At 59.3% G+C, this 24,984-nt stretch carries 22 protein-coding genes; 4 read left to right on the forward strand and 18 right to left on the reverse strand.

Annotated elements, in window-relative coordinates; all coding sequences use genetic code 11:
• Positions 1-124: 124 nt before the first annotated feature.
• The 12 genes from ftsZ to ACXAH3_RS04645 all read right to left on the reverse strand — a co-directional run bounded on the left by ftsZ (position 125) and on the right by ACXAH3_RS04645 (position 12,838).
• A complete protein-coding gene (gene ftsZ, locus ACXAH3_RS04590; RefSeq protein WP_474860880.1) occupies positions 125-1,780 on the reverse strand; it encodes a cell division protein FtsZ in 1,656 nt (551 codons plus the stop codon).
• Positions 1,781-2,010: 230 nt separating this feature from the next.
• Complete coding sequence (gene ftsA, locus ACXAH3_RS04595; RefSeq protein WP_474860881.1) at positions 2,011-3,345, reverse strand: cell division protein FtsA; 1,335 nt, start codon at positions 3,343-3,345, stop codon at positions 2,011-2,013.
• Positions 3,342-4,232 carry a cell division protein FtsQ/DivIB gene (locus ACXAH3_RS04600; RefSeq protein ID WP_474861153.1) on the reverse strand — a complete coding sequence of 297 codons (891 nt, stop codon included), beginning with the start codon at positions 4,230-4,232 and terminating at the stop codon, positions 3,342-3,344. Before ACXAH3_RS04600 ends, ftsA begins: the two co-directional genes overlap by 4 nt.
• Positions 4,229-5,143 (reverse strand): D-alanine--D-alanine ligase, encoded by a 915-nt coding sequence (locus ACXAH3_RS04605; protein WP_474860882.1) that lies wholly within the window; start codon positions 5,141-5,143, stop codon positions 4,229-4,231. Before ACXAH3_RS04605 ends, ACXAH3_RS04600 begins: the two co-directional genes overlap by 4 nt.
• Positions 5,144-5,358: 215 nt before the next feature.
• Positions 5,359-6,291, reverse strand: coding sequence for a UDP-N-acetylmuramate dehydrogenase (gene murB, locus ACXAH3_RS04610; protein ID WP_474860883.1), 933 nt, complete (start codon positions 6,289-6,291; stop codon positions 5,359-5,361).
• 3 nt (positions 6,292-6,294) lie between these two features.
• Positions 6,295-6,534, reverse strand: coding sequence for a DUF2484 family protein (locus tag ACXAH3_RS04615; RefSeq protein ID WP_474860884.1), 240 nt, complete (start codon positions 6,532-6,534; stop codon positions 6,295-6,297).
• Complete coding sequence (locus ACXAH3_RS04620; protein ID WP_474860885.1) at positions 6,531-6,770, reverse strand: DUF2484 family protein; 240 nt, start codon at positions 6,768-6,770, stop codon at positions 6,531-6,533. The genes ACXAH3_RS04615 and ACXAH3_RS04620 overlap by 4 nt, the downstream gene beginning before the upstream one ends.
• Positions 6,767-7,963, reverse strand: a complete 1,197-nt coding sequence (locus ACXAH3_RS04625) for an APC family permease (RefSeq protein WP_474860886.1) — start codon at positions 7,961-7,963, stop codon at positions 6,767-6,769. Before ACXAH3_RS04625 ends, ACXAH3_RS04620 begins: the two co-directional genes overlap by 4 nt.
• Positions 7,964-8,063: 100 nt before the next feature.
• On the reverse strand, positions 8,064-9,461 hold the full coding sequence (gene murC / locus ACXAH3_RS04630; RefSeq protein WP_474860887.1) for a UDP-N-acetylmuramate--L-alanine ligase: 1,398 nt from the start codon (positions 9,459-9,461) through the stop codon (positions 8,064-8,066).
• A gap of 24 nt (positions 9,462-9,485) precedes the next feature.
• On the reverse strand, positions 9,486-10,583 hold the full coding sequence (gene murG / locus ACXAH3_RS04635) for an undecaprenyldiphospho-muramoylpentapeptide beta-N-acetylglucosaminyltransferase (RefSeq protein ID WP_474860888.1): 1,098 nt from the start codon (positions 10,581-10,583) through the stop codon (positions 9,486-9,488).
• Positions 10,580-11,749, reverse strand: a complete 1,170-nt coding sequence (gene ftsW, locus ACXAH3_RS04640) for a putative lipid II flippase FtsW (protein WP_474860889.1) — start codon at positions 11,747-11,749, stop codon at positions 10,580-10,582. The genes murG and ftsW overlap by 4 nt, the downstream gene beginning before the upstream one ends.
• Before the next feature lie 171 nt (positions 11,750-11,920).
• Positions 11,921-12,838 carry a DMT family transporter gene (locus tag ACXAH3_RS04645; RefSeq protein ID WP_474860890.1) on the reverse strand — a complete coding sequence of 306 codons (918 nt, stop codon included), beginning with the start codon at positions 12,836-12,838 and terminating at the stop codon, positions 11,921-11,923.
• A gap of 113 nt (positions 12,839-12,951) precedes the next feature.
• On the opposite strand from ACXAH3_RS04645, the gene ACXAH3_RS04650 reads away from it, so the two are divergent.
• From ACXAH3_RS04650 to ACXAH3_RS04665, 4 genes are all read left to right on the forward strand, one after another.
• Positions 12,952-13,209 carry a metal-sensing transcriptional repressor gene (locus ACXAH3_RS04650; protein ID WP_474860891.1) on the forward strand — a complete coding sequence of 86 codons (258 nt, stop codon included), beginning with the start codon at positions 12,952-12,954 and terminating at the stop codon, positions 13,207-13,209.
• Between the two features lie 7 nt (positions 13,210-13,216).
• Positions 13,217-14,536 (forward strand): MFS transporter, encoded by a 1,320-nt coding sequence (locus ACXAH3_RS04655; protein WP_474860892.1) that lies wholly within the window; start codon positions 13,217-13,219, stop codon positions 14,534-14,536.
• 175 nt (positions 14,537-14,711) lie between these two features.
• Entirely contained in the window at positions 14,712-16,694 is a 1,983-nt protein-coding gene (locus ACXAH3_RS04660) for a hypothetical protein (RefSeq protein WP_474860893.1), read from the forward strand.
• 128 nt (positions 16,695-16,822) lie between these two features.
• Positions 16,823-18,820 carry a hypothetical protein gene (locus ACXAH3_RS04665; RefSeq protein ID WP_474860894.1) on the forward strand — a complete coding sequence of 666 codons (1,998 nt, stop codon included), beginning with the start codon at positions 16,823-16,825 and terminating at the stop codon, positions 18,818-18,820.
• Here ACXAH3_RS04665 and ACXAH3_RS04670 read toward each other — a convergent pair.
• The 6 genes from ACXAH3_RS04670 to ACXAH3_RS04695 form a co-directional block, all read right to left on the reverse strand.
• Positions 18,817-19,380, reverse strand: a complete 564-nt coding sequence (locus ACXAH3_RS04670) for a cobalamin biosynthesis protein CobQ (protein WP_474860895.1) — start codon at positions 19,378-19,380, stop codon at positions 18,817-18,819. The two genes, ACXAH3_RS04665 and ACXAH3_RS04670, sit on opposite strands and share 4 nt — an antisense overlap.
• 170 nt (positions 19,381-19,550) lie before the next feature.
• Positions 19,551-20,066 carry a hypothetical protein gene (locus tag ACXAH3_RS04675; RefSeq protein WP_474860896.1) on the reverse strand — a complete coding sequence of 172 codons (516 nt, stop codon included), beginning with the start codon at positions 20,064-20,066 and terminating at the stop codon, positions 19,551-19,553.
• A 189-nt stretch (positions 20,067-20,255) separates the two neighbouring features.
• Positions 20,256-21,695, reverse strand: a complete 1,440-nt coding sequence (locus ACXAH3_RS04680) for an NAD(P)(+) transhydrogenase (Re/Si-specific) subunit beta (RefSeq protein ID WP_474860897.1) — start codon at positions 21,693-21,695, stop codon at positions 20,256-20,258.
• A gap of 13 nt (positions 21,696-21,708) precedes the next feature.
• Positions 21,709-23,280, reverse strand: coding sequence for a Re/Si-specific NAD(P)(+) transhydrogenase subunit alpha (locus ACXAH3_RS04685; RefSeq protein WP_474860898.1), 1,572 nt, complete (start codon positions 23,278-23,280; stop codon positions 21,709-21,711).
• Between the two features lie 176 nt (positions 23,281-23,456).
• Positions 23,457-23,915 (reverse strand): methyltransferase family protein, encoded by a 459-nt coding sequence (locus ACXAH3_RS04690; RefSeq protein WP_474860899.1) that lies wholly within the window; start codon positions 23,913-23,915, stop codon positions 23,457-23,459.
• Between the two features lie 94 nt (positions 23,916-24,009).
• Positions 24,010-24,921: a pirin family protein gene (locus tag ACXAH3_RS04695; RefSeq protein WP_474860900.1), complete on the reverse strand. Its 912-nt coding sequence runs from the start codon at positions 24,919-24,921 to the stop codon at positions 24,010-24,012.
• Positions 24,922-24,984 lie beyond the last annotated feature (63 nt).

Below are 24,984 nucleotides of genomic sequence, written 5' to 3' on the forward strand. Positions count from 1 at the left end.
TTATGCAACATAAGCGAGCGTTAATGTTTCGCTCGGCACTGAGGTTTCCCCGCCCCCCACAACAAAAAAAACCGCCGCGCATTTCTGCGCAGCGGCTTGATTTTCAATCGGTTCTATCCGTCGTTCAGTTGGCCTGGCGGCGTAGGAACGCGGGGATTTCAACCTTGTCTTGCTCGGGATCAGCGGCTGGTGCCTGATGCTGAACCGGCTGCTCGCTTTGTACCGGAGGCTGCGTGCGGGCAGCACCCTCGGCAGCACCAGAGCCAGTCATGCGGTTGATCAACGAGTTGATGCCAAACCGGGCTTTCTCTTGTGGAGCTTCGGCCTGCGGTGCAGGTGCTGCCGGTTGGCCAGCGCGCGGCTGGTTTTGCACGGCGGCTTGCAGGCGGGCCATCGCCTCGGGCGACGGGGTGCCGGGGGCCGGAGCTTTCGGCGCTACGAACTGCGCGACAGCAGGCTCTTCCTGATACGGTGCCGTGGCTGCGGGGGCTGTATAGGCCTCTTCCTCGCGCGGTTGATAGACCGGCGGGGGCACGTCGCCACCTGCAGCTTCTGCCGGGAAGCTGTTCTGCATCTCGGGCTGTTCCACAGCAGGTGCGGCTTCCATCTCGGTGAAAAGCGACGGTTCTGCCGGAGCTTCGGCCACGGTTTCATGGGCGGTTTCAGCAGGAGCTTCTACCGGTGCTGCATCAATTTCAGCCGCGGCAGCGATGGCTGCGGGGGCTTCAGATTCCAGCTTCTGCTCGACCTCGATCGGTGATTGCAGCGGTGTTGCCAGCTTGCGGCGCGGAACCGGAACGTCCAGCGGGATTTCCGACGCATCGATGCCGGTGGCCACAACGGACACGCGCATGCCGCCATCAAGGCCGTCATCCAACGTCGAGCCAACGATGATGTTGGCGTCCGGGTCCACTTCCTCGCGGATGCGGTTGGCTGCTTCGTCCAGTTCGAACAGGGTCAGATCGTAGCCGCCGGTGATGTTGATCAACACACCTTTTGCGCCACGCAGACTGATTTCGTCCAACAGCGGGTTGGCGATGGCTTTCTCGGCCGCTTGAACCGCGCGATCTTCGCCGGTGCTTTCGCCGGTGCCCATCATTGCCTTGCCCATCTCGTCCATGACGGCGCGAACGTCAGCAAAGTCGAGGTTGATCAGACCGGGGCGAACCATCAGGTCCGTCACACCCTTAACACCTTGATAAAGCACGTCATCTGCCATCGAGAACGCCTCGGTGAAGGTCGTCTTTTCGTTGGCCAGACGGAACAGGTTCTGGTTCGGAATGATGATCAGCGTGTCGACCATTTTCTGCAGGGCTTCGACACCGTCTTCCGCCTGCTGCATGCGCTTGGCACCTTCGAATTGGAAGGGCTTGGTGACGACGCCAACGGTCAGAACACCCAATTCACGCGCAGCCTGCGCAATGATCGGAGCCGCACCCGTCCCGGTGCCGCCGCCCATACCGGCGGTGATGAAGCACATATGTGCACCCGCCAGATGGTCTACGATCTGTTCAATGCTTTCTTCGGCAGCCGCAGCGCCAACCGTTGCTCGGGCACCCGCGCCCAGACCTTCGGTGACTTTCACACCCATTTGGATGCGATCTTTGGCGCGCGAGTGCTGAAGCGCTTGCGCGTCTGTGTTGGCTACAACAAATTCTACGCCCTCGAGTTCCTTCTCGATCATGTTGTTGACTGCGTTGCCACCGGCACCGCCTACGCCAAACACCGTGATACGAGGTTTCAACTCTTCCTGACCGGGCATGGTAAGGTTCAAAGTCATGATTTTTCCGCCTGTATAGGTCTGTGCCGCTTCGATGTGCCCCGAAGGCGGCTGGTATGTTGTTATTCCGACTGAATCGCCGGTAACTGCCTCTTTTTTTCCATGTTAACTCAAAATTGCACGTGTCGTCACGCCCAAAAGGGGCGTTAAACCGCAAAATATTGAGGAAATATTGGGAATTTAAGCAGGATTTCGCCGAAGACACAGCATGTTGCGATGCGGCGAGAGACTCACCAATTGTCCTTGAACCACTTAAAGGCCCGACGGAAGCTGCGCGCCGGATAGCTTTCGGCCGGCATTTCAAAGTCCCACCATTCGTCCTGCGGGTGTGCAGCAAACAGACACAGCCCCACGGCCGAGGCAAATCCCGCCCCTGTCGCGGCCTGTGGCAGGCCCTGCACCCGCAACGGACGTCCGATGCGCACATTCTGGCCAAGGATTTTCGGCGCAAGCCCATCCAGACCGGGGATCTGGCTGCCTCCGCCGGTCAAAACGATGGATTGGCTGGGCAGATGGTCAAACCCGGCGGCATCCAGGCGCATCCGGACCTCTTCCAAAATTTCTTCGACGCGGGGGCGCATGATGCCGATCAGCTCGGCCCGGCTGACGGTCCGACGGTCATGTTCCCAATCGCCGGTATCTCCGCCGATCTCGATCATCTCGCGATCATCCATGCCGGTGGCGATGACACCGCCATAGAAAGTCTTGATCCGCTCGGCCGTCGAAAGCGGCACTTGCAGACCTTTCGAGATGTCCGAAGTCACATGATCCCCGCCCAGACGCACGCTGTCGGCAAAAATCATGTGTTTTTTCATGAAGATAGAGATGCCAGTTGATCCACCACCTAAATCAATACAGGCCGCACCAAGCTCTTGTTCGTCTTCAACCAGCGCCGAAATACCCGACACATAGGCCGAACTGGCCAGCCCTGCGACCTCAAGATCGCAGCGCTTGATACAGTAAAGCAGGTTCTGGATCACGGCTGAATCAACGGACAGAACATGCAGGTCCACCGCCAGACGGTTGCCAATCTGCCCGCGCGGATCCCCAAGGCCCGAGCGATGATCAAGTGCAAAGTTCACAGGCTGCGCATGCAACACCTCGCGTCCGTCGCCAATATCGGGCATGTCACAGGCGGCCAACACGCGGGCCACGTCGTCTTCGGTGACAGCACGGCCATCAAGCTCGACCACCCCGTCCAGCCCATAGCTGCGCGGGTTCGCGCCCGAGAAACAGGCGATCACGTGATCCACACGGATGTTTGCCATCTTTTGCGCGGCTTGCACAGCGGTGCGGATGGCGCGCTCGGTCTCGGCCATGGCGTCAATCTCGCCAAAGCGGACACCACGCGAGCGGGTCGTTGCAGCGCCAATTACGCGAAAGGCACTTTGCCCCGCCAAGGACCCGACCCCGTCGCTTTCGCGGAACTGATCCGGCCCGTCAAAGCGCAGGATCAGGCATCCAACCTTGGCGCTTCCGATATCCAGAATGGCAATCACGCCCCGCTGCATGGCGGCTTCGCGCATGGCCCGCATGGCACGTTGCTGGCTGTAAATATCGGTCATTGGGAAACCTCTTCAATCTCGAACCCGTTCATGCGGCGCAGCTCGGTCATGGCAGTTTCGCCAAGACGCAGCGTGGGGCGCTGGGGGTTTCTCATATCAATCACAACTAAATCGCGGCCAAACAGGTCTTGCGCCTGATGCAAGGCAATCACTTGTTCAAGCGCCGCCACGGGGTTTTCAGCGGGCAGCTGAATACGCTGATCACTTTTCAGAACAACATCCCAACGGCGCTCGCCCACGCGGATCAACCCGCGAAGCTGACCACGCAACGGGCCGGCAGTGTCAAGGATGGCGCGCGCTTCGGGAACGGCTTGGGCCGCGCCCTCGCCCGTGATCAAAGGCAGGTCCGAGCGCGCGTCACGATCCAACAGACTGGCCACGCGATGGCCGCCCGCGTCCAACATGTCAATGACGCCCGCATGCCGCCACAGGATCACCGGCTGACGCTCGGTCAGAGCGACTTCCAGTACACCGCCCGGACGAATGCGCAGATCGGCATCCTCGATCACATCGAGCTTCATGATTTCCGTCCGCATCCGCTCCAGATCCAAATCAAAGCTCGAGATTGGGAAGTCGATGGGCAGGATCTGACGCACAGCGTTGTCGACCACAGGGGTCGCGCCTTCGACAGCCATCAGTTTGACCAGAAACTCGGGCCGTTCCTGAACGGAGCGCTTTACATTGGTCAGCTTCTCGCCGATCGCATAGCGGTTGGTGGGGTTCGCCAGATACCAGCCGGTCGCCATAAGGATCGCAAAGACCGGCAGGCCAACACGCAGGAAGGCGCGAAACACGGGGGTCAGCCACAGGCGATGCGCCTTATAAGCAAGACGCGAGGGCGCGGGATCGCGGCGTTGTGCTTCGGCTTTATCTTGTGAAGGGGTCATCGGTTGCACGACGCGTCCTCCACCATCCATGCGCAGAATTGCCCAAAACTCATCCCCTGATGCGCGCCTTGTTCAGGCGCAAGCGAGGTCGGCGTCATGCCGGGCTGCGTGTTGGTTTCAAGAATGATCAGCCCATCCAAACCGCGCGCCTCGTCCCAGCGGAAATCAGTGCGGCTGACACCCCGGCAGCCAAGCGCCGTGTGCGCGCGCAGGGCAAAGTCCAGACAGGCGTCTTTGATTTCAGTGGGGATGTTGGCGGGGATTTCGTGGCGCGATCCGCCTTCAGCGTATTTCGCGTCATAGTCATACCAGCCATCGGTGATGATGTCTGTCACGCCAAGCGCGCGATCGCCCATGACGGTGGTGGTCAGCTCGCGCCCCGGGGCATAGGTTTCGACCATCACCGTGTCGGGCATCGTGGCGGCCAGTTTTGGCGGCGTGTTCGCGCCATCTTGCACGATATAGATCCCGACCGAACTGCCCTCGTTATAGGGCTTCACCACGTAAGGAGGCTCCATCACATGGCGGGCCTGCACCTCGTTCTTGTCGGCCAGAACAGAGGCTACCACCGGCAGCCCCGCAGCGCGGAAGGTTTCCTTGGCGCGTTCCTTGTCCATCGCAAGCGACGACGCCAGCACGCCCGAATGGGTATAAGGGATTTGCAGCCATTCCAGCACACCCTGCACGCAGCCATCTTCGCCCCAGCGACCGTGCAACGCGTTGAACACAACGTCAGGCGCTTCGGCTTTCAACCGCTCGGCCAGATCGGGGCCCGCGTCGATTTTCACGACCTCATAACCCTCGCCCGACAGCGCTTTGGCGCATTCCTCGCCCGAACTGAGGGAAACCTCGCGCTCGGCCGATGGACCGCCCATCAAAACCACAACCTTGCTGACGGAAGACCCCGACATGCCTGTAATGCCTCGTTACCTGGCCGCAATGCGGCCAAAATGCCCATGCCGTTTCCGGCGCCAATCCCGTGTAACCACGGTGTCTGTCATGAGGCGTACCGCCCCGAACCGAGATATCGCGCAGTTTTCTGCGTCTGTTTTTTCGGCTTTCAGGGCCTGCCCGACCCCTCAATTTTCGGCCTTTTCGACCGTCCTTATCGCATCTTGCGCCCGGCTTATTTTGCCGCCGGTTCGCCTATGCGCTTAATTTCCCACTTTAGCTCTATGCCGCTGTGTTCGTAAACCTTTTTTCTGACCTCTTCGCCCAATCCTTCAAGGTCAGCGGCGGTGGCATCGCCGGTGTTGGTCAAAAAGTTCGAATGCATCTGGTTCATCTGCGCCCCACCCCGCACAGCACCGCGCATTCCGGCGTCGTCAATCACCTTCCACGCTTTCAATTCATGGCTGTCATCGGCCCGTCCGGTCGAGCTGAACCCAGCCGGATTACGGAACGTGGACCCCGCCGTGCGGTCTTTCGTAGGCTGCGTTTCATCGCGCTTGGCCAGTTGCGCCTCCATTCGCGCGGCAAGCTCGTCAGGGTCGCCTTTGAGGCCTTTCAGGATGGCCTTGGTCACGACCCAGCCTTCCGGCAGCGCGCTTTGGCGGTACTGGAACTGCAAGTCGTCAGCTGTCAGCGTCACACGCTTTCCGTCCCGCGTGATCGCAGTGGCCGATTGGAAAACGTCAGCGATATAAGAGCCATAGCAGCCCGCGTTCATGCAAACCGCACCGCCAATCGCGCCCGGAATGGTGCGCAGGAAGGTCAGGTCCACGCCCTCGGCAGCGGCCTTTTTGGCAACCTGAGCGTCCAACGCTGCAACGCCAGCTGTCACAGTCTGGCCGTCAATCTCGAACCCGTTGAAGCCACGTCCCATGCGGATCACGACGCCACGAATACCTCCGTCACGTACGATCAGGTTGGACCCGACCCCCATTGGGAAAACCGGTACATCTGCATCAAGTTCTGACAAGAAATGCGCCAGATCATCCTCGTCTGCGGGCATGAACAACCAGTCGGCGGGACCACCCACGCGCAACCATGTCAGCCCGGCAAGTTCCTTATCCGCCATCAGGCTGCCGCGAATGGTGATCTGGTCAGGACGGGCCATCTGCTACCTCTTTTTCAACCAACGCGTCAGGTAGATCACTGGCCAGCGCAGGATCGACATCGCGCCCAGCAAGACCAGAAGCCCCACCCACGGGCCGTTTTCGTAAATCACGTACCCCAATAGCGGAATGCCCACGGCAATCAAGACGTAAGCCACCCTCCAGTGATGATTACGCGAGGGTGTCAGGGCGATCAGTTGCGCCGAAAGCGCCCAAAGGCAGGCGAGGATCAGGGACAGCGTCATGCCCGGCCCACCGCTTTGCGGGCCAGATACCACAGCGGGCGGCGGAACATGGACAGGAAGGCGGCCAATCCAAGCCCCGCCCAGATCCAGCCATGCGTAGCCCCGATCCAAAGCACCAGAAGCGGTGCTGCAATCAGCAGGATAATCCCCGGAGGGAACTGCATCCGGATCGGCATAAGCGCCACAATCGTCGCGGCGACGGCCCAAAGGGCTCCGGCAATCAGCGACGGGCTCAATGCGTTGCTCCTGTCAGGAAAGACGCTGCAAGCGCCACCAACGCACCGATCAGGCCCAACCACGGCACCCAATTGGCGGTGCAGAACGGGGCTTCGGGCTCGCGCCGTTTCAATACGATGAGCGAGACGTTCACGATTGCGAAGACGATCAACAGCACGGTTGAGGTGACAGTCGCCAGTTCAGACACGGGCAAGGCCAAAGCCGCCCCGATCACCCCTGCCCCCAACAGCACCGTCGCCAGCACGGGCGTGCCAAACCGGGGATGGGCGCGGTAAAAGAAGGACAAGAGCTTGTCGCGCCGACCAAGGCCGAAGAGCACACGCGCCGCCATGACGATCTGCGCCAACACGCCGTTCAACGCAGCGACCACAGCGATGGCCCCCAGCACGGATGCCGAGGCCGTAAAGCTGCTTTCCCAAACCAGCACCAAGGGCCGGTCCGAGCTGGCCAGTGCATCCACCGGCACCGACCGGACGGCGGCATAGGACACCAGCGCGTAAAGCAACGTCGTAACGATCAGGGCGATCAGAATGGCGCGCGGGACGGTGTGGGTCGGATCTTTCGCCTCTTCCGCCATGTTCACCATGTCCTCGAACCCGATGAAAGCGAAGAAGGCCAGCGCGGCGGCACCTGCAACTCCGGGCCAATAGATCTCGGGCATATCGGTCAGTACGGCCACAGGTGACGCGGTGAACCCGGCATAGACCACAGCGATCAGGCCCAACACCTCGACCACGGTGAAAATGGCGGCCAAGGACAGGCTTTCCAACACGCCCACCAGCGCCACGAGGGTCAGGGCCACGCCGATCCCGATGATGGCCCATTCGCTCGGAATATCGACCAATGCGGTCAGATAGCCCACGCCTCCGCGCAATACAGCAGCGGCGGACACGGTGCCCGCAAGCACAATCGCCAAGCCGATCAGCACCGCCAAAAGGTGGCTGTTCAGGCCTTTTTCCACGTAAGCCGCCTCGCCCGAGGCTTCGGGGATGCGCGAGCTGAGTTCGGCATAGCTGAGCGCTGAGGGCGCGGCGATGGCGCCCGCCAGAAGGAAGGCCAATGGGGCCCAAACGCCAGCTTCGGCCGCGACAGCGCCCACCAGCACATAGATGCCCGCGCCCACCATGACACCAACGCCATAGACGGTCAGAAGGCCAAGGCCGAGAGTTCGTTTAAGGGGTGCGGGCTGCATAGGGTCACCTGTGGGTACAGAAAATCTTCGAGGTGTCGCGCGGGATTAACCCATCACGAAATACGCCCCTGTTCAAGATCTCCCTTGTGCAAAAACGGATCTACCCCAAGCGCCCCGGCAAGTTGTTCGCCCAAGCGCTGATCGTGCCTGCACCCAGACAGACAACCATATCGCCCGGCTTGGCATGTTCCTTGACCAGAGCGGTCAGGGCGTCTTCGTCCTTTACCGCCATCGCGTGGCGGTGGCCGTGGCGAACCAGTCCGGCGACCAGATCGTCGCGCGATGCGCCCTCGATCGGGTCTTCTCCGGCGGCGAAAACTTCTGCGATTCCAACGACATCTGCTTCGTTAAAGCAGGCGCAGAAATCCTCGAACAGATCATGCAGACGGGAATAGCGGTGGGGTTGGTGCACAGCGATCACGCGGCCCTCGGTCGCTTGTCGTGCGGCTTTCAGGACGGCGGCGATTTCAACAGGGTGATGGCCGTAATCGTCGATGATGGTGACACCATTCACCTCGCCCACTTTGGTAAAGCGCCGGTTCACACCACCAAAGCTGGCAAGTGCCGTGCGGATTTCGTCGCGTTTCATCCCAAGATGACGAGACACCGCCACGGCAGACAACGCGTTCGAAACGTTGTGATCCCCCGGCATCGGCAGCGTGCAGCCCTCGATCTTGGTGCCTTCGTGGTTCAGCTCGATATCAAAATGCGCAACACCCGCCTTATAGGTCAGGTTCACAGCCCGCACATCAGCCTGCGCGTTGAAGCCATAGGTTACGACGCGGCGGTCAGTGACTTTTCCCACCAGCGCCTGCACCTCGGGGTGATCGGTGCAGCACACAGCCAGACCGTAAAACGGGATGTTCGAAACGAAATCAAGGAAGCCCTGGCGCAGAGTGTCAAAGTCGCCCCAATGCTCCATATGCTCGGGGTCGATATTGGTCACGATGGCGATGGTTGCGGGCAGGCGATTGAAAGTGCCGTCGCTTTCATCAGCTTCCACGACCATCCATTCGCCCTGCCCCATCCGCGCGTTGGATCCATAGGCGTGGATGATCCCTCCATTGATCACGGTCGGGTCAATGCCGCCCTTGACCAGCAGTTCGGCCACCATGGTTGTGGTGGTGGTCTTGCCATGCGTTCCCGCGACAGCAATGTTTGACTTCAGTCGCATCAGTTCGGCCAGCATCTCGGCCCGGCGCACGACAGGCAGGCCCTGTGCACGGGCGGCGTCCAGTTCCGGGTTGCCCGGCTTGATGGCGGACGAAATCACGACGACCTCGGCGTTCTCAAGGTTTTCGGCGCGTTGACCGACAAAGATCTCGGCCCCAAGATCCTTCAAACGGTCGGTGATTTTCGAGGCCTTCAGGTCCGACCCCTGCACCAGATACCCATGGTTCAGCAGCACCTCGGCGATGCCCGACATGCCAATCCCGCCAATGCCCACAAAGTGGATTTTGCCCATTTCTGTGGGAAGCTTGGTGGCTGCTGCGTTCATCTATTTATCCTTCAAATTCAATCTTTAAGCTTGCCCGGCCAAATCTTCGACCAGCGCGACCAGCGCATCGGTTGCATCCGGGCGACCATGGGCCAATGCAGCGCGGGCCATCTGTTCGGCCCCTTCCGAGTTTTCCAGCACCAGTGCCACCTGCTCGGCCAGACTGTCTGGCGTCAGGATGCTTTCTGGCAGTAAGATCGCGGCGCCCGCATCCACCAGCCCGCGCGCATTGGCGGTTTGGTGATCATCCGTGGCCGTTGGCAACGGGATCAGGATCGAGGGACGTCCGATGACGGAAATATCCGCCACAGACGAGGCCCCAGCCCGGCTAATCACCAGCTGGGCTTCAGACATGCGGCGAGGAATGTCGGTGAAAAAACTCTGCACATCAGCACGGATACCGTGGGTGTCGTAATAGGCGCTAACGCGCTCCATATCTTCTTCGCGCGCTTGGTGACTGACCGAGATATGGCGTCGCAAATGGTCCGGCAGGCTGGCCAGTGCGGCAGGCACATGGTCAGACAGCGCGCGCGCCCCTTGCGAGCCGCCGATCACAAGGACCGACATGGGATAATCCCCCGGCGCGATATAGCCCGCGCCCTGACGCGCCATAACAGCGCCGCGCACGGGATTGCCGGTATAAACGCCCTCGACCCCTTCGGGCAGATCGGTGGGCCATGTGCCGCAAGCCACGCGATTCACGCGGGTGGAAAAGATCGTATTCACGCGGCCCAGAACACCGTTCTGTTCGTGGATCATCCGGGGCAAATTCAGCAGCTTGGCCGCGCTTAATGCGGGGATCGACGGGTAGCCGCCAAAGCCCACGACGGCTTTGGGACGGTCGCGACGCATCTCCATGACGGCGCCCAAGACGCCTGCCCCAATACGAAACGGGACCAGAGCTTTCGCCAGAACACCACCACGCTGGAAGGTCGCAGAGCTGACTTGCTCGATCTCGACCACATGGGGAAAGCCACCAGTATAGCGCGCACCGCGCGCATCCGTGGACAGTTTCACACGCCAGCCTTTGCGCAGCATTGCCTCTGCCAGCGCCTGCGCGGGAAACATGTGGCCGCCGGTCCCCCCGGCTGCGATCACAAGAAGCGGTTGATCTGTGCTCATCGGCCCTGCCTGTTTGCAAATACGTCCTGCATCCGGCCCTGAGGCCGTGTGCGGGTAAAGGCCAAAAGCATGCCAAGTGCAATACCCCCGGCGATCAAAGACGAGCCGCCATAGCTGACGAAGGGCAAGGTCATGCCTTTCGCGGGCAGAAGACGCACCGCCACACCCATATTGATCAGTGCCTGCACGCCAAACATGGCCGCAAGGCCCGATCCGGCCAGACGGATAAACGTGTTCCGCTCACGGATCAGGCGCAGGAAACTGCGCACGACGATCGTGGCGTAAAGCGCGATGATGATCAGCACCAAAAGCAGGCCGTATTCCTCGGCTGCGACGGCGATAATGAAATCGGTGTGTGCATCCGGCAGCGACCACTTCACCTGTCCTTCGCCGACACCTACTCCAAAGAAGCCACCTTCGCGGATGGCGTTGGTCGCGTATCCCAGCTGCGTGGTGGGGTCGACCTCGGGGTTTAGGAAACCGTCAATCCGGCGCGCAAAGTGCTGCGAGTTGTGATAGGCAAACGTGCCGCCCAGCACGACCAACCCAGCTGCGCCTACCAGAAGAAGGATCGGGGCGCCTGCAAGGAAATACATCACGCCCCAGCCAAACAGGATCAGCGCAGATTGTCCAAAGTCCGGCTGCATAGCCAGAAAGAGGACAATTACCATGACCAGACCTGCGGACATGGCGCGACCGGGCGGGCCGTTAATCTCTTGACTGGCGGCCATAAGCCACGCGGCAACCACGACAAATCCCGGCTTCAGAAACTCGGACGGTTGAAGCGATGCAAAGCCCAGCGAATACCAGCGCGTGGCCCCTTTTCCGAAATCCGTGCCCAAAACGGGCAGAAGCATCACAGCGACCATCGCCACGACAAACCCAATTACGCCCAAACGGCGCACCATCTGGGGCGACATCATTGTGAAGGCGAACATGGTGATCAGGGCAGCGACACCAAAGATCAACTGGCGTTCAACATAATGGAAATAGCCCAGCCCGTTACGCTCGGCCAAAGGAGGGGATGCCGCCAACCCCAAAAGAATGCCGATCCCGAACAGGATCAAGATGCACGAGACCGACCACTTGTCGATCGTCCGCCACCAACGGGGAAGAATGGGGTCGCCGCTTTGTGCGGGGACCGCGCCATAAACCATTTCAGTCATGAATAACCGCCTGCAATTTGCCTGTACCGCTCATAATATCCGGCCCATCCCTTTGCGGGTTTTTGGTGCCGATGCCTGTGGCCCCGTCTTGCGCGAGGTCTCGGGCCAAGAATAGTTGAGTTTCGGTAATAATTCCAGTGGTTTTACGCAGGCGTTGCGACCTTTCGGCAATCAGCCGCTTGACGGACCTGCCGCGCGCGATTTTGCGCGGTCTTTGCCCAGACGCGCCTCGCGCCAGATGATGACAATGCCGGCGGAAATCACGATGGCGGCGCCCAGAAGTGTTTGGGCTGTCGGCAGGTCGCCAAAGAAAAGGTATCCAAAGGCCAGCGCGAAGATCATCGATGAATAGTCAAACGGCGCAATGGTCGAGGCTTCGGCGTGCGTATAGGCGGTGGTCAGCATCAACTGTCCAACGCCGCCCGCCAATCCTGCGGCCAGAAGCAGCGCGAACTCGGGTCCTGTGGGCCAGACCCAACCGAAGGGCACCGTCAGAAGCGACAGCACAATCGCCGTGAAAGATGCATAGATCACCACGGTCGAGGGCGGATCCACCCCTACCAGCTTGCGCACAAGTATCTTAGCGACCGCGATGAAACAGGCGGCGATGATGGCCAGCATGGCCCCAAAAGCGCGCAGGTCGTCCCCATCGCCCCAGCCCTGAAGCTGTGGCCACATAACGACCATAACGCCGACGAGCCCGGCCAGCACGGCCCCGATGCGCACTGCGCGCACCTGTTCGCCCAAAAAGATAGCCGCCAAGATCACCGTGATGATTGGCGCGGCATACAGGATCGCGGTGATGTCGGGCAGCGCCAGATAAGCGACGGCGGTAAAGTTCAGACCCATCGCCATCACGCCCACTGTCCCCCGGCTGACATGCCCCCAAAGCTGCTGAGTGCGCAGGGCTGTATGCAGCCGCCCCTCGTAAGCCAACCACGCGGCGATAACTGGCAGCGCAAAGAGCGAGCGGAAAAAGACGATCTCTCCGGCGGGGACATGGTCCGATGCCGCCTTGATCATGGCCTGCATGGACATGAAGAACGCCACCGATCCAAGCTTTAGGTATATTCCGCGGTTTTGGGTCATTCCCCCGGCATACGCGCTTGAGCAGGTGGGGGAAAGGGAAACTGTCACGCAGCCTAACTTGCAGAGCACAAGGCGGGCTTGCCGCATCCTCCCCCGGGGGATAATCTATAGGTATGGAACACACGCATACACACACCAGCCACCCGAAAATCTCGGCCCGCCTGAAACGCGCCGATGGGCATCTTCGCTCGGTGGTCGAGATGATCGACCAAGGCCGCCCCTGCGTCGAACTTGCACAGCAATTACAAGCAGTTGAAAGCGCCATTCGCAATGCAAAGCAAGCGTTGATCCACGACCATTTGGACCATTGCCTGGGGGACGAGACGTCGGACGCGATTGCCGAGTTGAAGGCCATCACCCGATATTTGTGAGGCACACATGTTCGACGTCCTTCGCAACCGCACCTATCGCAACCTGTTTCTGGCGCAGATCGTCGCCCTTCTGGGTACCGGACTGGCAACGGTCGCACTGGGCCTTTTGGCCTATGATTTAGCGGGCGATAATGCGGCGCTGGTTCTGGGCGCGATCTTCACGATCAAGATGATCGCTTATGTGGTGCTTGCGCCGATTGCCAGCGCGATGGCCGACCGGGTGAACCGACGCGCGCTTTTGATCGTGCTGGACGTGATCCGAGCCTCCGTCGTGCTCTGCCTGCCCTTCGCCACAACACTGTGGCAGGTCTATGGGCTGATTTTCGTGTTGCAAGCGGCCTCGGCTGCGTTCACGCCGACATTTCAGGCCACCATTCCAGACGTTTTGCCGGATGAAGAGCAATACACAAGGGCGCTGTCGCTGTCGCGGCTGGCCTTTGATCTGGAAAACATCTTGTCCCCTACAATGGCCGCGCTGATCCTGACCATCGCAAGCTACAACAGCCTGTTCTTGGGCACGACACTGGGCTTTGTGATCTCGGCGCTGATGGTCATGTCGGTGCGCCTGCCCGACCCGAAACCCGCCGCACCCCGAGACTTCTATGCCCGCACCACGCTGGGCATCCGCATCTATCTGCCCACTCCACGTTTGCGCGGGCTTTTGGGACTGAACCTGGCTGTATCCAGTGCAGGGGCGATGGTGCTGGTGAACTCGGTTCTCTTGGTGCGTGGCCAATTGGAGTTGGGCGAAACCGCGCTGGCCTGGACCATGTTTGCCTTCGGACTGGGAGGTATGGTTGCGGCAGTCGCCCTGCCCCGCATCCTTCACATCGCTCCTGAACGCCCGCTGATGCTGGGCGGGGCCAGCCTGATGGCCGCCGCTCTTTTAGGCCTAGGCGGCGTTATAACCATGTGGGGGCTCGGCTGGCCCGTCTTGCTGATTGCATGGGCTGTGATCGGGCTGGGATACTCGACTGTGCTGACACCCTCGGGTCGCCTTTTGGCACGTTCCGCCCATGCCGAAGACCGCCCCGCAATTTTCGCCGCCCAGTTCGCCCTGTCGCACGCCTGTTGGCTTCTGACCTATCCGCTGTCTGGCTGGCTTTTGACCAGCTTCGGAACCGTGCCGACGCTGTTCACCCTCGCGAGCCTCGCGTTGATCGGGATCACCGCCGCCCTGCGCCTTTGGCCCGCCGATGACCCGGTCGAGGTCGCCCATACCCATGACAACCTGCCTTTGGATCACCCACATCTAAAGGGCCACCGTCGACACACCCATGCGCTGGTGATCGACGATGCCCACCCGCAATGGGATTCGCATTTCTGACAAGCAAACCTGCGTTTCATGCCGGCAGTTTCCCTGCCAAAGACATAATTTTGGCGGAAAACTGTGGACAACTTGGCAGGAAGTGGCAATCAAGCCTACACGCGGCGTTTAATCTGTGACGATCCGCCAAAAAGACCCACCGCGCACCAAGACCGACGCAGGAGCACATATCGCAATGAGCTTAGATACCAAACCGCGCGCGCCGACCGAGGTGCAAACAGACGAGTTTTGGTCCAGATTGCGCATGCTTTTCGCAGCCGCGCCGGATTATCCGCTGATTTACCAATCAGATGACGCCGCACGCCAAGCCGTGGCGGATCTGGATGACAGCCATATTCTGGTGTTGATCAAGACAGACACCGGTTTCGAATATCGCAACCGGTACGAACCGAACCGTCCGCTGTCTGATACCGGTGATCCTTGGGGCGTGGCCGCCGAGGTCGCGGGCGAGATCACGAAGCGGCATCACCATAAGAAAAACAAGCTGACGGTTTTTGGGGACAGCGCGGTCCCCGACGACACAACGGCGGACCTGTGTATCAATATCTTGGATGGCGTGCTTACCCTTTCTGATCGAAATGAGGACGACGCGTGGACCCTTGATGCCACCCTAAAATCGCCATGGTTGACCGCGGATCCGGACGAATTTCAGGCCTATCTCGAGGCGTTTCGTTGGGATCTAAACCAGCAGAGCCGCTTTTTGGCCGATACGGAAGGCAAGCGCACATTTCAGGGCTTTGGCCGCTATATCTCGCGACTGCGCCATCAAACCACTGGCCGCCCGACCCCATCGCGCGGACGCAAGCAGTTGGACGTGAAAGACACGCTGGATTTTCCCAAGGGTGCCACAGATTGCGTCACCAAGGATGATGGCACGCTCGAGTTCACTTCAAGCGACGAATTCGGCACACCCGCGCGCTATCGTCTGGATCGGGCGGGCAACTGGCGGGCGCAGGTGGATGAGACCATCATCATCATGCATTTCGGCCAATCCAATGCGGGCGTAAACGAAGCCGGAGGCGAAATCCCCGAGGCGATCCGCCTGCACAGCCATGTCGTAAACCTGAATGACGGCTATGGGGTACGCGGGTTGTTGGGTCGCTTTCCGAAGTTTGAGGCCACCGCCCTGACCCCGTTTGATCAGAACGTCGATGCGTCCATTCAATCGATTGTTGGCGTCAGCGCCGGGATCTATCTGGAAGGCCGTCGCGATGCCGGTCGTGCGCCTCGGCAAGTGGCCGTGCGATCGGAAGCCAAGGGCGGGCAGGCCTTTATCGGGCGTGTGGGCGACGGGCTGCGCCCGGGCATTCACCGCCGCGGAGAGGGCGACTATTCCCCCAGCTTCCTGAACCTGATTGCCTCCCTGCGCAAGATGATCGAACTGGCCGCGCAGGAAGGCGCGCCGGTCAAGCACATCTATATCCCCTTCACCCATCAAGAGGCCAACCGGCAGGACAGCATCGAAACCTATTGCACCGAGGCGATGAACCTGTTTAACGATGTCGAAGACCACATCCGCGATCTTGACGTGCCCGTGACTTGGCTGCTGGATCAGGCGCCGGGCTCGACCGCGGCTGGTGCGGGGTCGCATTGGAATGCACGCCTTGCGCTGCACGAACTGTCGCGCCGCGCGCCAAATATCGAGCTTGTCCAGCCGCGCTATCCCTATCCGATGTTCGACAAAAGCCATTGGAGCAACGTGGGCAAAGCGCTGTATGGCGAGTTTCTCGGCCATATTATTCTAGAGCTTGAGGACGGAAAATCCGTCCACGCCGCCGAACTGGTGGAGCATGAACAACACGACCGTCAGATCATGTTGCGCTTCAACAACCTGACCCCGCTGGCCTTCGATCTGGACCATCACCCGGTGATCAACTCGGTCAAGGGTTTCACGCTTGAGCAGGCACCGGACATTCAAATCGACAGCGCCGAGGTGACGGGTGCACAAGAGGTTACCCTGACCACATCTGCCCCTCTGCCATCCGGGGCGCGGGTCTGCTATTCTTTCCGCCCGCGCACGCAGGACGAATACGAAGATCCGATTGACTGGGCGGTTGGTGCTGGTGGCTTGCGCGAAACATGGTCACGTCCGTGCAAATTCGACCCCAGTGAAACGCTGTATCGTTGGGTGCCCGCCTTCCGGGTCGAAATCACATGACCTTGAGCAGCGATGCAGACCGCGCAATCAACTTGAATATTCACGCCTCTTGCAACACATTGCGGCGATAGTTTTGGCCTTGGGTCATCCAGTTTTACCCCAGTATGAGTACCTTGAGATAAATCAGCATGTCAGCATCCACAGACCCCCGGGAAATACCTATCGAACAGCCGGATCGCATCCTGTCTAAATGCCTTCAGATGGTGTCATGGGCGCAGCGCCTTCCCAGCCGTTTTGCGTCACGTGAACAGGCGATTGACGTGCTCGGGTCCATTGACGACCCCCAATTTGCGCTTTCGGTCGTGTCGCCTGATGGGGATCACCTGTCTTTCTATCACCGCCATTTTGACGATCCCAACGTGCCTGTGCTGGGGGATAACGTGCCGGGATGGTGCCAGATTTTGGCCGTTGATGGTGACCTGACCCAGATCGAGGATATACGTCAGGCCGAGGCGCGCATGTCCAAGGATGGCAACCCCAATGCCATTCTGGAAACCCTGTCCCCAGATCAGACGCAATGTTTGATGATCTCTGAGGGGCGCATGACGCTCTACAAGCGCGATGCATTGGGGGACTGGCATTATGGGCTGCATTTCTCGGGCGGTTTCATCTCGACCGATGTAGACAAGCTGGCCTCGTATCTGGGCACGCTACATTCCGACTTTGGCGCCCATGCGCGCGGAACGCTTCAGGACCTGCCCCCGGTGGGAAAGTTCCTGACGGTTTGGCGGGCCACCATTCGCCGTTCCGCGATGCAAGCAGTCCAGAACGCGATGAAGGATTACAGGCCAAAGCGCTTTCAGAATTTTCCGGCTGACAGCCGGGATCAGGACATCGTTGACGGGCGCAAGCAGTTTCAGATCGTCGCCGGCCATGGCGCGTGGCAGCCCTGCTACCTGTCTGATGACGGCTTTGTGCGCCCTATGGCTGATCGCTCTATCCTGTTGATGCACGCGGGGCAGTCTAATGCAGGGATCCACCCCGCAGGCGGCCCCATTCCCGGCGTCGTCAAAACTCCTTATCACATCCTAACGCTGAATGATGGCCGTAGCGCGCGCGGATTGATGGGCAAACCACCAACAACCGAAATCACAGGGTTCACACCCTTGGACGAATGCCTTCCCCTGCCCTTACAGTCGGTGACCTCGACTGCGGCCAGCACCTATCTGGCGCAAATGCCCGAGGGGCAAAACTGGCCGCAATTCATCGTGCGCTCGGAGGCCATCGGGGGTCAGGCGATCATCGGAGATTCTACGTCACCGCGCCGCCCGGGTCTGCACATGAATGAATTGGGCGAGCGCTCGCAGTGTTTCCACAATCTGATCTCGACCATCTCGCGCACGGTTACCCTTGCGGCACAGGAAGGCGCACCGGTTCAGACGATCTATATCGCTTTCACTCACCAAGAAGCCGACCGCGCTGCTGAACGCGAGGTTTATGCCCAGCAGGTCACTGCCTTCTTCGCGGATGTCGAAGCCCATCTGGAAAGTTTGGACACCCCGATTGTCTGGCTTCTGGATCAAGTCCCCGGCACCATCCGCTTTGGCAACTGGCGCGTGCGCCTTGCGTTGCAGGATCTGGCAGATGCTTTGCCAAACGTGCACCTGATCCAGCCGCGATACCCTTATCCGCTGTTTGATACCACTCATTGGAGCAACCGCGCCAAAGCGCTATACGGCGAATATCTGGGCCATGCGATCTGGCAACTGGAACAGGGGCAGCGCTTTCAGGCCACCAAGTTGGTTCACGCTGAACGTGTTGGCCGCGAGATCACGTTGCGTTTGGACAACATCTCGCCGCTTGTGTTGGATGCAGAGTATTACCCATCACCTCCGCGCAATTTCGGCTTCCATGTCATCGGCCCCAAACGCGCACCCGGATTGTCCGAACTGCGCGTGACGGCCGCGAATGAAATCACGTTGTTCCTTGAGGACACGCCTGACCCGTCACTGGATGGGAAACTGGGCGTGCAATACGCGATGAACCGCATTTCGAATGACGAAGTCGTGCCCGGTTGGGCGGCTGGCATTGGCTGCCTGCGCGAAGAACGCGGATTTGAAAGCCCGGGTTTCGATGGTGTGACCCATCACCCTTGGGTGCCCGCCTTCGAGGTCAAAGGGCTCTAGAAGTACAGAACCCAGCTGCGCAGCGTATTCATCTCGGCCGCCAGCAAAAGGGCGAAGGCGATGCGCCAGCCCCAATTGCTGAACCTGCGCCACAGGATCACCGTGCAGACAAGCGACACCAGCGCTAGAATGGGACCGACCCACAGCGCATGGTGGGAGCTGTCCCAATAGCTTAGCGGGCTCTCAAAAACCCAATCGCTGAGCGGCCAGAAATGCATCCGCCCGTCATCGTGGTGCAGCAGAAAATCCGACCCGATATGCACAAGCCCCGAACCAGCAAAGGCCACAACTGGCCGAGCTTTCAAAGAAAGCCCCGCCGCCAACACCGCCCCCCACAGGAAAAACGAATTGTCGATCGAGAAGATGCGCTGCCAGCTGTCTGAAAAGTAAAGCTGGTTGAAGATCACGCTTTCCGGGATCTGCTGGATGAACATTGCCCAAAACACCAATAGGTACAGCGACAGATCGGGCAATAGCCCCCCTGCCAGTGCAGCCCAAAGGGTTTTGCGGTCTCGGCCAAATGCGACGGAGCCAACGATCAGATGTGCTGGTGTGTTCATGTCTTATCCTGTTTGCTGACGTGAGCATGGCAGAGAAGAGCACGCGCTCAAAGGGGGCTAACCACAAAGTGACAGGTTCCGGAATGCTGAATTGGTATTTTGGACAGCTAGCAATAGGAGGCGTGTTCCAACTGCTCCCAAGATGGCCAAAGCGGAACGCCTCGTGCGCGTTACTTAATTGGAAATCCCATATCTTGCAGATCTTTAAGTCTTGCCTTTGATCCCCTGCCCCACATCAGTTTTAGCGGGCGTTTCCGGCAAACGAGGTGAAGTAGTAATTCATAATCTTCACCGTCATAGGTAAGCTCGGCTGCTTCGACATCCTCAAATTTATAGCCCCATGTCCGTGGCTTGCGCCAAGGAAGGCTGTGATCAACAGTCAGCACGCGACGATCTGGATCGAAGCTGACAACTTGATTGGGTTGGAAGATCGCCTCGCGCAAAGTCGCGACCACCATGATGCTTGGAACGATCACGGAAAGAAGAAAGATCACCATAAATCCAAGAAAGTTGCCAAAACGCGTTGTATCACCGCGAAAAACCGAGGCAATAAGCTCGTAAGATTCCCGGCTAAAAACCCCGAAAGAACTGGCAAGCACCAGCCCGATGATTGCAGCAAACGGGCACATAAGAAGAACGACAATTCTATTTTTGATGCTTAAATCGTTTGTGAATTTGGCAACCATAAACTTTCCTTATCCATCACAGCGCTAAACCGTAAAGTTTTGGCGGCAAGATCTGGGTCGTTACAGCTTTCTTCAAGCAGATGAATTTCAAAACTCTTCACGTCGCATTCTGAGTAACCTCATACAATTTGTCACGAAAAAAGCCCCGCCAATTTGGCGGGGCTTTCTGTATTTCAAAGTCTGACGAGCTTACTGGATAAGGGTCAGCAGCGTATCCAGAGACTGCTTGGCGTCGCCATAGAACATGCGCGTGTTCTCTTTGAAGAACAGCGGGTTCTCGATGCCCGAATAGCCTGCACCCTGACCACGTTTCGACACGAAGACCTGCTTGGCCTTCCAGCATTCCAGCACCGGCATACCAGCGATGGGGCTGTTGGGGTCGTCTTGAGCCGCAGGGTTCACGATGTCGTTCGAGCCGATGACGATGGCGACATCCGTTTCCGGGAAGTCGTCATTGATCTCGTCCATTTCCAGCACGATGTCATAGGGCACTTTGGCTTCTGCCAGAAGCACGTTCATGTGACCGGGCAGACGGCCTGCAACCGGGTGGATTGCGAAGCGGACATTCTTGCCTTTGGCGCGCAGACGGCGGGTCAGCTCGGCCACGTTCTGCTGGGCTTGTGCCACAGCCATACCATAACCAGGGATGATGACCACGCTGTCAGCTTCCTCAAGCGACGCAGCCACACCATCGGCGTCGATGGCGATCTGTTCACCTTCGATTTCCATGGCCGGACCGTCCGAGCCGCCACCAAAGCCGCCCAGAATAACCGAAACGAACGAGCGGTTCATCGCCTTACACATGATATAGGACAGGATCGCACCAGACGAACCAACCAGCGCGCCCACAACGATCAGAAGGTCGTTGCCCAGCGAGAAGCCGATCGCCGCAGCCGCCCAACCCGAGTAGCTGTTCAGCATCGACACAACCACCGGCATGTCGGCGCCGCCGATGCCCACAATCAGGTGATAACCGATGAACAAAGCTGCGATGGTCAGGATGATCAGCGGCAGGAAGGCTGCCGTATTCAGATACCAAATCAGGCAGATCAGAGACAAAGCCGCCGCGCCTGCATTCAGCATGTGACCGCCCGGCAGCTTTTCAGCCGACGAGGTCACTTTGCCCGACAATTTGCCATAGGCGATGACCGAACCCGTAAAGGTCACGGCACCGATCCAAACGCCCAAGCTGAGTTCAACCAGCAGGATGTTGATCTCGACCGAGGATTTCTTGGCGATCAGCTGGCCAAAGCTGCCCAGCTCTTTCACCGTGCCATCCATCAGGGCCTGCGCGGCGTTACCGATCTCAAAATGCGCATTGAAGCCGACAAACACAGCGGCCAGACCGACCAGTGCGTGCATGCCCGCAACCAGTTCCGGCATCTGGGTCATTTCGACCTTGGATGCCAGCTGGTACCCAATGACACCGCCCGCAGCGATCAGCGGGATCGACAGCCACCACAGGCCGGCACCGGGGCCGATCAGGGTCGCCGCCACCGCCAGCGCCATGCCGACAATGCCATACCATACCGCGCGTTTCGCGCTTTCCTGTCCCGACAGACCGCCAAGGGAAAGGATGAACAGAACTGCTGCAACAACATATGCAGCCGTGGTGAAACCAAATTCCATGATCCCTACCCCCTTACGATTTCTGGAACATGGCGAGCATGCGCCGTGTCACGAGGAAGCCGCCGAAAATGTTGATCCCGGCCATAAAGACCGAGGCCGCGGCCAACAAGATCACCAAGAACGAGCCTGATCCGATTTGCATCAGCGCCCCCAGAATGATGATCGACGAAATGGCGTTGGTCACAGCCATCAGCGGTGTGTGCAACGAGTGGCTTACGTTCCAGATCACCTGGAAGCCCACAAACACGGCCAGAACGAACACGATGAAGTGCTGCATAAAGCTGGCGGGCGCATAAAGCCCCAGCAGCAAAAGCAGCGCACCGCCAACCGCCAGCAAGGTCACCTGCTGTTTGGTCTGCGCTTTGAACGCGGCGGCTTCTTGTGCCTTGATTTCCTCGGGCGTCAATTCCTTGACCTCGGCCTTCGGCTGGGCCGCGATGGCCTGCACTTTCGGCGGGGGCGGCGGGAAGGTGATTTCGCCTTCATGGGTCACGGTCGCGCCACGGATCACGTCGTCTTCCATATCGTGGACAACCTGACCGTCCTTCTCGGGCGTCAGGTCAGTCATCATGTGACGGATGTTGTTGGCGTAAAGCGACGACGACTGCGCGGCCATGCGCGATGGGAAGTCGGTATAGCCGATGATGGTCACGCCGTTGTCGGTCACGACCTTCTCGTCCATCACGGTGCCTTCAGCGTTGCCGCCTTTTTCGGCCGCAAGGTCAACAATGACCGAGCCCGGCTTCATCGCGTCGATCATATCCTTCAGCCAAAGCTTGGGGGCTTCGCGGTTCGGGATCAGCGCGGTGGTGATGACGATGTCAACTTCGGGGGCCAGCTCGCGGAACTTAGCCAGCTGAGCTTCGCGGAATTCGGGCGAAGATACAGCGGCGTAACCACCGGTGGCAGCACCGTCTTGCTGCTCTTCTTCGAAGTCCAGATAGACGAACTCGGCGCCCATCGATTCAACCTGCTCGGCCACTTCCGGGCGCACGTCGAACGCGTAAGTGATCGCACCCAAGCTGGTCGAGGTACCAATGGCGGCCAGACCGGCAACGCCAGCACCGACAACCAGAACCTTGGCAGGCGGAACCTTACCAGCAGCGGTCACCTGACCGGTGAAGAAACGGCCAAAGTTGTTGCCGGCTTCAATCACGGCGCGATAGCCCGCAATGTTCGCCATGGACGACAGAGCATCCATTTTCTGCGCACGCGAAATACGCGGCACCATTTCCATTGCGATCACGCTTGCGCCGGACTTCTTGGCCTTTTCCAGCCCGTCCTCGTTGCCGCCCGGATTAAAGAAGCTGATCAGCGTCTTATCTGCCGACAAACGCTTCAGTTCCGTATCGTTGGGCTGACGCACTTTGGCGATAATATCTGCCGCTTTCCACAGCGCCGCGGCGGTCTTAACGACCTCGACACCTGCTTCCTTATAAGCTGCGTCCGAGAAGCCAGCATTTGCGCCCGCTTTGGTCTCGATCACGCAGTCATAGCCCAGCTTTTGCAGCATTTTGGCGCTTTCAGGCGTCATCGCAACGCGATTTTCGCCCTCGAACACTTCCTTGGGTACACCGATTTTCACAGTCTCTTCCTTCTCCCGTCGTGTGCCGAACGAGGGGTGATCCCTCGGCCCCGGCGGTTTCATGGCGCATTCTATACGCATCCCCTGCGCAAGAAGCTATCGTTTAGGCGGTCATCGCGACAATTTTATTTCAATACCCGACAGCGCGTCGCAGCGCAATGCCGCTTTGCAGCAATTTACAGCCAGCGACGTACAGTCGCGGACCAGTTTTTGAACTCGTCTCCAAACAATTCGGTCAGTTGGGCCTCTTCTCCGATGATGAAGCGGGTTGTGATGATTCTTGTAAAGATAGGAACCAAGACCAGTGCAGGCAGCACGTCCCAGCGCAGAACCAAACCGCCTAAAATCAGCGCGTCGCCCAGATAGATGGGGTTGCGGGTCAGCCGATAGATGCCCGAGCGCAAGAACGCCGTGGGAGTCTGCCGCGGGATCAGCGTCGTGTGGGCACGCTGGAATTCCCATACCGCCAGCGCCATCGCTCCGATCCCTGCCCCGAGCAGCCCATTTCCCAGCCAGCGCGTCCAATCCAGCCCTAAGCCAAGCCCCGGCACAACCCGGTCCAGCCCGAATGCAGCGGCGGCCATCGCAATCAACCAAATGGGGGGCAAATCAACAAGACGGAGCAGTCGGGACATTTAACCAGTTAAGTAGGGCAGCGTTCCTGTCCTTGTAACAATTCGTCAGATTTATGCAATGACCGACAGGTTAAAATCCAAATGCGACACGTTTCTAGTGCGCGGGCCGGATAAACGTCCCATTCCGAAGATCGCTCATGGCTTGGCGCAGCTCGTCCTTGGTGTTCATGACGATAGGGCCGTGCCACGCGACGGGCTCGCGGATCGGCGCGCCTGCGACCAGCAGGAACCGTACACCTTCTGGCCCGGCTTGCACCCGCACCTCATCGCCCGCGCCGAAGCGGACCACAGTGCGATTGCCGGACAGATCGCGGATGTTGACCTCGTGGCCCATGACTTCTTTCTCCAACAACACGCCTTCGGGTGTGGCGGCATCGGTGAACGCCCCTGCCCCTTCGAACACATAGGCAAACGCCTGACGGCGTGTGTCCACGGGAAGCGTCTTGGTGACGCCAGCCGGTACGCTTACATCCAGATAAAGCGGATCGGCGGCAATCCCGTCAACCGGCCCCGAGCGCCCCCAGAAATCGCCCACGATCACGCGCACCTTGGTGCCGTCGTCTTCTTCGATCACCGGGATCTCGACTGACGGCACGTCTTGATAGTTGGGAGCAGTCATTTTCAGGTCGCGCGGCAGATTGGCCCACAGTTGGAACCCATGCATCTGCCCGCGCGCGTTCGCAATCGGCATTTCCTGATGCATGATGCCCGACCCGGCAGTCATCCACTGAATGTCGCCCGCGCCCAGACTGCCCTTGTTCCCTAGGCTATCTTCATGCTCTACTTCGCCCGCCAGAACATAGGTAATGGTCTCGATCCCGCGATGGGGATGCCACGGGAAACCTTTTTCAGACAGGCGCGGGTCATCGTTGCGGAAATCGTCAAACAACAGAAACGGATCATAGGCCGCAGGGTCGTGAAACCCGAAAGCCCGGTGCAAATGAACCCCGGCCCCTTCCATTGTGGGCTTGGACTGATCAGCAGACAGGACAGGTCGAATGGACATCGAAACCTCGCTTTCTATGCGTTTCGCTTAGAAGCAAGTTAGGCTTCGGTTCCTCTTCGCGCA

Source organism: Aliiroseovarius sp. ABM4_368, assembly GCF_056161205.1.